Source organism: Gluconobacter sp. DsW_058 (assembly GCF_002153615.1).
GTDB lineage: Bacteria > Pseudomonadota > Alphaproteobacteria > Acetobacterales > Acetobacteraceae > Gluconobacter > Gluconobacter cerinus.
In genome coordinates, this window is sequence record NZ_JOPH01000074.1 from 43,610 (window position 1) to 53,097 (window position 9,488).

Genomic DNA, 9,488 nt, shown 5'->3' on the forward strand with positions numbered 1-9,488 from the left:
ATAAAGCACTATGTTTCATAACCTTAGGTTATCACCTACGTATATCTCGTCACGGGACACTCCCCTGATTCCATGCTTTATTTCTCTTATCTGACACAGAGGTTCGTTTCTGGACCAATATAAGATGAGAGTTTTCGAGCAGTTATGAACAAGCGTCGCGCCCTGTATGGAACTGCTCTTCTCGCAGGGGCGCTGATGCTCCGTCCGGCATATAGAGTTCAAGCCGCAGAGCTACCGTCTGGGTTAACGGCTCCATATATCGATGCAACTGTAGAGCAGGCACGTAAGGCTTTTGACGTGCCTGGTATTGCTGTCGCTGTCGTGCAGGATGGAAAAATCGTTTTCAACCGCGGTTACGGACGCCGCGCAGAGGATGTCCATAGCGCGCCTGTAGATAGCAGCACCCTGTTTGCCATTGGGTCGAATACAAAGGAATTCACGGCCACTGCTCTGGCACAGCTTGTAGATGCCGGGAAGCTGAAGTGGGATGATCGCGTGATTGATCACCTGCCGGAATTTCGTGTTTCGGACCCATGGATCACACGCGATTTCCGTGTCTCGGACCTGCTGACTCACCATAGCGGCATGGGTCTCGGAGCGGGAGACCTGATGCTTTTCTCCCACAGCACATTCACCCGCAAAGACGTTTTGGCCGGGCTCGCATATATGCCTTTCACGGCTCCTTTCCGGAAGGAGTATGCTTACAACAATCTGCTCTATGTCGTGGCTGGGGCGCTTGTGGAACGGGTAACAGGCCATAGCTGGGAAGATATCGTCCAGACCCGCCTCATCGACGCATCCGGCTTGGCAGCATGCCAGTCAACACCACCATATAAGGGCGAGACAGACGTTGCGACCGGCCAAGGGGATCACACACCCCTCCCCGAAAAGGTAGCTCGCCGTTTTCCAGCAGTCGGTCCGGCGGGCAGCATATGGTGTAGCGCAGAAGGAATGGCGCGTTGGGCTCAGATCTATCTTGGAGGAGGACAAACGCCAGAAGGAAAGCGCATTTTCAGCAGCGAGAGCCGCGACACGCTTTGGGCGCCCCATGCTCTCCTTCCCTTGCCAGACATGGCTGCTTTAACCGGAACGCATTTTCGCGCCTATGGCTACGGGTGGTTCATGGAGGACTTCTTCGGGCACAAGCGCGTCTGGCATACCGGTACGATCGGAGGGATGGTTAGTTACGTCACGTTCCTGCCGGAACTAAAAAGTGCCGTTGTGATCCTAACCAATCATGATGACCACAATGCAACCTACGCCCTGGCGACCACATTGAGCGCGCGCATCGCGACCGGTCACAGTGCTGACTGGATCAGTTACTGGAAACACGAGGAAGACGAAGCAAAAGCGCACGATAGCGTAGCTGCGACTACGACTGGGCCCGGATCGCCTGCTCGTCCTTTCGTGACACTTCAGACGTCACAGCGACAGGACTATATGGGCGACTATCTGGATAACTGGCGCGGACCAATCTCCGTCACTGAGCGCGGTCAAGACCTACGGCTAACATTTTCCAAGGCCGATGGCTTGGCGGGGACCCTAAAGGCTCTTCCGCATGACCTGTTCGTCGTACGTTGGGATAATCGAGACGAAGACAGCGAAGATGACGCGTATGTCCAGTTTGAACGCGACGTCACGGGCAAAGTGATGGGTATGAAGATGCAGCTTTTAGGATCTGATTTCAGTTTCGATGCACAGGATCTCCACCCCCGTAAAGTAGAGACAGCGCACGGAGAGGCACACCCGTGAAACAGCATATTGCGGTTATCGGCGGTGGCGTCATCGGGCTTTCGACGGCTTATGCCCTCATCCGAGCGGGCCATCGCGTAACTCTGATCGAACAGAACGCAGATGTCGGCCTAGGAGCAAGCTATGCCAATGGCGGTCAACTCAGCTACCGCTACGTCACTCCTCTAGCTGATGCTGGTATTCCGCGTCAGGCGCTGCGCTGGATGCTGAAATCCGGGTCTCCGGTCTCCCTTCGTCTTCGGGCCGATCCGAAACAGTGGCGTTGGATGCTGTCCTTTCTTTCCGCCTGCACACGCACAACAAACCGTCGAAATGCAAAAGTTCTTTTACAGCTGGGCTTGGAAGGACAGGCCGAGATGGAAATATGGCGCGAAGAGGGATTGAAAGGTTTCCTTTGGCGTCAACCAGGAAAGCTTGTCCTCTATCGGAATGAAGCCGTTTTCAGGAAAGCTGTATCAGGAATACAGGACACAACCTTGGAAAGAGCCCTTTCTCCTGCCGAATGTGCTGAGATAGAGCCAGCTTTCGCTCACCTGACACCAGATCTCGCAGGAGGCATTTTTTCACCGGAAGATGAAGTCGCGGACAGCCATCTCTTCTGCAAGGCCTTGAAGGCAGCCCTTCTGGACGCACCTGGATTTCAATACCTTCAGGAAAAAGCCACGCTCGCACCTGACACGAACAACACGTGCATGCTGATTGTCGGCGGCCGACATCTTGAAGCAGGTCAGATTGTCTTGGCTGCGGGCCTGAACTCACGCACACTCGCTGCCCCGCTGGGCATTCATCTACCTCTTTATGGCCTGAAGGGTTACAGCCTTACACTCCGCCCCGCACCCGAGACGCTACCGTCTGTGAGCGTTACCGACTACGATAACCGAGTAGTCTATGCACGCCTTGGCGATGCACTGCGTGTTGCCGCAATGGTCGATATCGGGGCGGAAGATACGTCTCTTAACCCAAAGCGTCTCGCATCGCTGCGCGCCCTCGTACGGCAAACGCTCCCGCGGGCGAGCACAGATCATGGCCGTGACTCTCCATGGGCCGGTCTACGACCTGCCACTCCCACGGGTGTTCCCATTATCGGCCGGAGCAAATGTGACAACCTTCTGCTCAATGTAGGTCATGGTGCGCTCGGCTTCACACTTGCTGCCGGTTCAGCAGCGCGAATCGCCCAATTAGTCGCCGCCGTTCATACCGATGGAGTTCAGAAATGAATGCACACCTACGTCGTCGACTTTCTGCATTCCTGCTTATGGCAAGCGCTTGCACAGCATATGCCGTTCCCCCTGCTCCCACAGACGCACTACTGACGCACACTTTAACAAATGGGGAGGCCCGCCCGCTGGCAGCACTCGCCGCACTGCGCATCCATAATGGTGCCGTGTCTTACCGATATTTGGGCGGTTTTGCGCGCAAAAATGGCGCTGACGTCACCCCCGTCCATTCAGATACCCTGTTTCGCATCGCATCTGTCTCGAAATTCGTTACGACGATCGGTCTGATGCAACTGGTGGATCAAGGCCGGATCGATTTGGACGCCGATGCCTCTAAGTACCTTGGCTTCCCGCTGCGGAACCCTGATTTTCCAGATACACCGATTACAACACGCATGTTGCTCAGCCATACGGCAAGCATCGCAGACGCAGACGACTATGTAATACCCGCAGATCACACCGTTTCAGAATTTTTCGATGCGTCCCGCCGCCCAGGGGCCGCAAACTACCACTTCCTGCCCGGACGGAAGCCGGGGTCATGGTTCAGCTATTGTAATCTGTGTTACGGCCTGATCGGCACTATAATTGAGCTGGTGAGCGAAGAGCGCTTTGATCTTTACCAGCAAAAGCACGTGCTAACGCCACTTGGTATTGATGGCGGCTATGACCCGGCACTTCTTTCCCATCCTGAACGTCTCGCAACGCTCTATCATCATACCGCCACCGGCTACGAAGCCGCCAAAGACAGTGATACACATTTCGCCCCAGAAGCCTCCGCCCAGTACCGGATCGGGACGAACGCCACGATCTTTTCACCGCAAGGTGGCCGCCGTATTTCCCTTGATGGTCTTTGTCGTCTGTCACAGTTCGTGTTCGAAAACGGGACGCTTCAGGGGGTGAAAGTCCTTTCCTCCCAATCGCTTCAGACGATGCTGCATTCGGGCTGGCATTACGATGGTCATAATGGCGAAGGACCTTATCCCATCGCAAGCTACGGTTTGGCGACCATCCAGTTGACCGGCGCGCGCGACCCATCAGGGCACCCGACAACCCCATGGCGTGGCTACCACGGCGCCCTGGTTGGGCACCTTGGGGATGCTTACGGTCTGAAGTCCGGGTTTTGGCTCAATCCAGCAACGCGCGATGGCTATCTGTTTATTGCCGATGGTTTTCCTGAGGACGGCAAGGAAAAGCTAGGAAAAATATCATCTTTTACCAATGTCGAAGAAGAGATTTTTAGCGCGCTTTCAAACGCAGGGTCTGTTTCAGGAACGGTTCAATGAAGATTACCATGCCCCGTAGACGCACATGCGCGTTGGTCTTGTCACTTCTCTCATGCACATCCTGGACAGCCCACGCTCAGGACGACGCATCGACGCAGTCACGCCTTTCCAGCCTAATGGCGATGCCATTTGCGACGGATATGGTAGGAGCAAAGCACGCGCAGCGTCTGGCATGGGTAGAACAACGCAAGGGCGTGCGTAACGTCATGATCTCGGATGCCGGAAACGCTCCCCATCAGGCCACAACCTACTTAAAGGATGACGGAACCCCCCTTTGGGGCCTGGCGCTCACACCGGATGGCAAGGCCCTGGCTTATGTAGAAGGCGGCGATCCAGAAGCCCTCACAGCCCCTGCTCCCAACCCGGATAATGCCGCCTACCGCCCTACGGCCACAGTCCATGTCGTTCGCGATGGCAAACAAAATACCATTTCGGGCCAAGGCTATCTTCCAGAGTTCTCTCCCGACGGGCGGCAACTCGCTTTTGCACAAGGAAGCACTCTGCTGCTCGGGGCAACCGGCTCCTCTGCCCGGGCAGTCATGACTACGGACGGAACGATTACAGCCCTCCGCTGGTCCCCGGATGGCACGTTTGTCGCATTGGAGATCAATCGTGGTTCACACGGCATGATTGGATTATGGGACACGAAGCACAGCGTTCTCAGCTTTATTCCGCCAGGTTTAGGGTTCGACCGGCTACCCACATTCTCGCCTGACGGCAAGCATCTTGCTTTCGTCCGTGTACAGCAACCTCCATTATTGACGCGTCCAGAAAACGGCCAGTTCTGGTCCCTCTATAGCTACGACCTGACAAGCGGTGCAGAACAACTGCTCTGGACACCACCAAAAGGGCCTGGAAGCAGGTTTTGGGCAGCAGACGACCTTGATCTTACATGGACGCCAGACGGGCGCATCCTGTTTCCTTGGGAGGGAAGCGGCTGGCTTCGGATCTGCGCCATTTCTGCTGCTGGCGCCACAACGCCACAATGTTTAACCCCTGAACAAGCCGAGGTTTCGTCCTATCTTCTGTCGTCCGACGGTAAATCCATTTTCTATACCTCCAATGTCGGGGAGCTCGATCACTGGCGCGTATGGTCCAAGCCGTTGAACGGAAATTCAGCAGCTATGACGGATGCAGCAGCAGAAGCGGGCTCGCTTGCTATGGCTGGCGAGGACCTAGCCGTGATGGTCACAAGTGCCACCCAGACGGCCCACCCTATCCTTCACCACGAGGGACAATGGAAGGTGCCGGTAACGCCGACACTCCCTAAAGATACCAACTTCGTTGCACCGCAGAGTGTCCAGTTTCGCAGCGAGGACGGAACCAACATCCACGGTCAGCTTTTCCTTCCGCCGACTGAAATGCATGGACCTCATTCAGCGCTGGTGTTCGTCCACGGCGGACCCAATCGGCAAATGATTCCGGCTTTCAATGCCATGGGATACTATTCCAACGCTTACATGATGAACCAGACACTCGCATCACACGGTTACGTCGTGTTGTCCGTGAACTATCGCAGCGGTACGGGCTATGGACAAGCGTTTCGTGAGGCCGACAAAATAGGGAGCGCGGGAGCCAGCGAATACCAGGATGTCCGTGCCGCCGCGCAGTATCTGCGGGCAAGACCAGACGTAGCGTCGAAGCATATCGGGATCTGGGGCGGAAGCTGGGGTGGCTATCTTGTCGGATTAGCACTGGCCCGCGATAGTGGATTGTTCGCTGCCGGTACAGACTTCCATGGAGTCCATGACATGACAGAGCCAGATCATCCCGGTCTGTCCCCTGAAGAAAACTGCAAACAACATGAAACGGAATGGCGGTCCTCCCCTCTGGCAGACATCGCGCACTGGCGCGCGCCGGTCCTGCTTGTCCACGGGGATGACGATCATGACGTGGAATTTGAGCAATCGGTGTTGCTGTCCAAAGCATTAACTGCGGCAAGTGTAACGCACGAGGATCATATATTCCCAGGTGAACGACACGAATTTCTTCGGCAGCAAAACTGGCTGACAGCATACGGCTGGACCATTCGATTTTTTGATCACTATCTCGAAAACGCTGAGGTGCAATAAAGCGGCTTATCCCACGACAGATGTTATCTGATATTTTTTCACGCAAACTTTGAGTACGTCTAGAAAAAATCGACTTTAATATACCTGTTCGCTATAGAGGCAACATTCTTCAACCGGGTCTTCAAGGGTTATGTTGTGCAGTGCGAGTGGCGTAGATCTTACGACAGGCTGGTTCCAATGCTGATCAAAGAACATTTCGGAGACCCGGGTGTCCTTACACGGCAGTTCCCCTACATGAAGTCGACGTATCTATGGAAAAACGACGACTTTATCATCACGGCAAAAGCCCTTGCCAACCCGAATAGCAAGTATCATGAACTTGAACGGCAGGCCGTAGCGCTTCATCAGGCCGGATCTTGGCGACTTGCCGGTGAATATTGGCTAATCGCGGCCGGCTGGCGTCGGAATATGATGGACGCAAGCAATGAACAACACGTAGAGGCGCTGCAATTCGTGCTTCGTCATGTCGAGTACAATAGAGCACTAGCTGAATGGAAAAAGAAAAAGATCAGCCGAAATGCTATGCCCTATCCTGATCAGTTTGGACTTTTCGAAGAGTAAAATTTCAATATAGTCGTAGATCCTAATTCTACACAGCTTCTCAATATTTTTGAAATTTTAGAGGGTGCGAATTCATGAACTAACACCCAAAACAAATTGCGTTTATTCTTCACAAGTACACATAAAAATACTTTCAATCTTCTATTCCATTTCTTCCGTCTCTCTATAATTCCAGAGGCAGCAAGTCTTCATAGGAAAATAGAGGTTTTTCTAACCTCATCCGTCATCAAACACCGCAGATTCAACATTGATAGCAGAACGCTTCAAGGGGGCTCGCTCGAAGGTGATCGACCTAAAAAGCGTGCTGATGCGTTCTTTTCTTCAGTGATCCTCTGAGGACGAAAGATACGATGAAGCGCTTCTACAATCACCGCGACACTCTTGTTACAGAAGGTCTTGATGGGCTTCTCAGGTCATCCGTCGGGCATCATCTCTGCCGACTTGAAGGACACGAGAATATCCATGTCGTTCTCAGAAGGGACTGGGATAAGTCGAAAGTGGCTATCATTTCCGGCGGAGGCTCAGGCCATGAGCCAGCTCACACTGGTTTTGTCGGCAAAGGCATGCTGACGGCAGCAGTCTGCGGTGCGCTCTTCGCCTCACCTAATGTGGATGCCATTCTCGCCGCCATCCTTGAAGTGACTGGCGAGGCAGGATGCCTCCTAATTGTTAAAAATTATACCGGAGACAGGTTGAATTTCGGCCTTGCCGCAGAACAGGCCCGCACTCTTGGAAAGAACGTTGAACTCGTCATTGTGGCCGATGACATCGCACTTGGCCGCGGAACTCATGCCCGAGGTATCGCTGGGACAGTCCTTATTCAGAAAATCGCGGGCCATCTGGCAGAAACGGGATCTAGCCTGGCAGAGGTAAAACAGGCTGCCACTGATGCCATCCAATCAACAGCGTCGATCGGCCTCGCTCTATCAGACGTCAATGTTTACGATGTGGAGCATAAAACGCGGCTAAGTGACTCAGAGGCGGAACTGGGCCTTGGCATTCACGGCGAACCTGGCGCTGAGCGGATCTCGGTAGATAAACTCGATGTTTTAGTTAATAAAGCCGTAGATACACTCGAAAAATTTCTTACAGATGATAAGCAAGTCATTATGGTCAACATGCTGGGCGCAGTTCCAGTGCTAGAGGCTCAGGCCATAGTTGATGCTCTTTCCAGAACCGCATTTGCAGACCGCATAGAATTTATTGTCGGGCCTGCCCCGATGATGACTTCCTTGGATATGTATGGATTTTCTTTGTCAGCCACGCCTGCCAGAGAAGACATTATCGACGCCTTAAAATCTTCTGCTGAGCCTCGGGCTTGGCCGGGTTTAGCCCCTTTTATGGGGGTACAGACAAAGCAAACTCCAGCCTTGCCTGAAACTTTCTCCTATGAGCCCTCATCCGACACTTATGTAGAGAGCCTTATCACTCAAGGCGCAAAGGTCCTCATAGACAATGAAAAAGATCTCAATGCGCTTGATGCCCTGATTGGCGATGGCGATGCAGGCTCAACGTTCGCTGAGGCGAGCCGCGTTATTCTCAAAGAAATTGGCCGCCTTCCCCTCGCTTCTCCCCAACATCTATGTGAAACGATAGGACGGCTTCTCGCGCGCAATGCTGGTGGCTCCAGCGGGGTTTTGTTGTCCATCATGTTCGCCACAGCTGGACAACAGCAGGATTGGCGAAGCGGGCTTGAGGCAGGTCTGGACCGCATGCACAGATACGGTGGAGCGTCTCAAGGAGATAGAACAATGCTCGATGCGTTGTTTCCAGCAATAACGGCACTTCAAACTGGGAATATCCAACAGGCTGCAAAGGCTGCTCGTGAAGGTGCTGATGCCACCCGGAAGATGCCAGCACGAGCTGGCCGGGCAGCTTATGTTCCGAAAGAACAACTCAAGAATATCCCTGACCCAGGAGCAGAAGCCATAGCTCGCCTGCTGGAAGGACTGTCAAATTTCACTTAAAGAGTAGTGGCGCTTTAAAATTCTCATTGCACGTTGTTACGATTTTCAGAAATCTCTAACAACGTGCTTTGTATCTTATCCTGTAAAGTTGTAACAATACCATAATACGTATAATATATATTTACCTTATATAGAAATAAACTACACCTTAGCTTTATTTAAATATGTAAAATAACCACAAAAATTTTTACTATAAAAACCATATATTACCTTCGAACTGTAGCAGTCATATAAACCTAAATAATTATAAAAATACATCCGTAACAATATTTTTATTCTGTTTTCTTATCGCTCTCATATATTTCTACCATACTACCTCACGCTTAAAAAATCGTTACCACATCAAACTGTTGCTAAAAAAATACACACAGTTTCATAAATCATTCGTTTCTGCATCAGAACCGCTTGCTTAGTTGCAATTAATATTGAATCAGCAACAAAATGTAGTGTTCCGGACGGCTGATCCGTGATCCCAACCGTCATCGAAAGAAACCCATGGTGTATCGAAGCAGAAAGCGACGTCGTACAATCATGCTTTTTGGTGCTACTGCGCTGGCATCAACCTGGAGGGATCGAAGAACTATTGGTTGATGTACCTTGGTTTTGATTTTGGGCTTTTGGCGTGCTGATTGACGC

Annotated in this window: 6 protein-coding genes; all 6 read left to right on the forward strand. The window is 52.5% G+C overall.

The features are described 5' to 3' along the window. The first annotated feature begins 144 nt into the window (after positions 1-144). The 6 genes from HK24_RS13170 to HK24_RS13195 all read left to right on the forward strand — a co-directional run bounded on the left by HK24_RS13170 (position 145) and on the right by HK24_RS13195 (position 8,852). Positions 145-1,752, forward strand: coding sequence for a serine hydrolase (locus tag HK24_RS13170; protein ID WP_086634858.1), 1,608 nt, complete (start codon positions 145-147; stop codon positions 1,750-1,752). Further along, complete coding sequence (locus HK24_RS13175) at positions 1,749-2,969, forward strand: FAD-dependent oxidoreductase (protein WP_086634859.1); 1,221 nt, start codon at positions 1,749-1,751, stop codon at positions 2,967-2,969. The genes HK24_RS13170 and HK24_RS13175 overlap by 4 nt, the downstream gene beginning before the upstream one ends. Next, entirely contained in the window at positions 2,966-4,252 is a 1,287-nt protein-coding gene (locus tag HK24_RS13180) for a serine hydrolase (RefSeq protein WP_086634860.1), read from the forward strand. The genes HK24_RS13175 and HK24_RS13180 overlap by 4 nt, the downstream gene beginning before the upstream one ends. 8 nt (positions 4,253-4,260) lie before the next feature. Further along, positions 4,261-6,324, forward strand: coding sequence for a prolyl oligopeptidase family serine peptidase (locus tag HK24_RS13185; protein WP_086634864.1), 2,064 nt, complete (start codon positions 4,261-4,263; stop codon positions 6,322-6,324). Positions 6,325-6,501: 177 nt separating this feature from the next. Beyond that, positions 6,502-6,885: a hypothetical protein gene (locus HK24_RS13190; protein WP_086634861.1), complete on the forward strand. Its 384-nt coding sequence runs from the start codon at positions 6,502-6,504 to the stop codon at positions 6,883-6,885. 350 nt (positions 6,886-7,235) lie between these two features. After that, on the forward strand, positions 7,236-8,852 hold the full coding sequence (locus HK24_RS13195) for a dihydroxyacetone kinase subunit DhaK (RefSeq protein ID WP_086634862.1): 1,617 nt from the start codon (positions 7,236-7,238) through the stop codon (positions 8,850-8,852). Positions 8,853-9,488 lie beyond the last annotated feature (636 nt).

Bases quoted from the DNA above. Each gene is read 5' to 3' on its own strand.
- HK24_RS13170 (WP_086634858.1), top strand. From the start codon at position 145: ATGAACAAGCGTCGCGCCCTGTATGGAACTGCTCTTCTCGCAGGGGCG.
- HK24_RS13180 (WP_086634860.1), top strand. From the start codon at position 2,966: ATGAATGCACACCTACGTCGTCGACTTTCTGCATTCCTGCTTATGGCA.
- HK24_RS13185 (WP_086634864.1), top strand. From the start codon at position 4,261: ATGCCCCGTAGACGCACATGCGCGTTGGTCTTGTCACTTCTCTCATGC.
- HK24_RS13190 (WP_086634861.1), top strand. From the start codon at position 6,502: ATGCTGATCAAAGAACATTTCGGAGACCCGGGTGTCCTTACACGGCAG.
- HK24_RS13195 (WP_086634862.1), top strand. From the start codon at position 7,236: ATGAAGCGCTTCTACAATCACCGCGACACTCTTGTTACAGAAGGTCTT.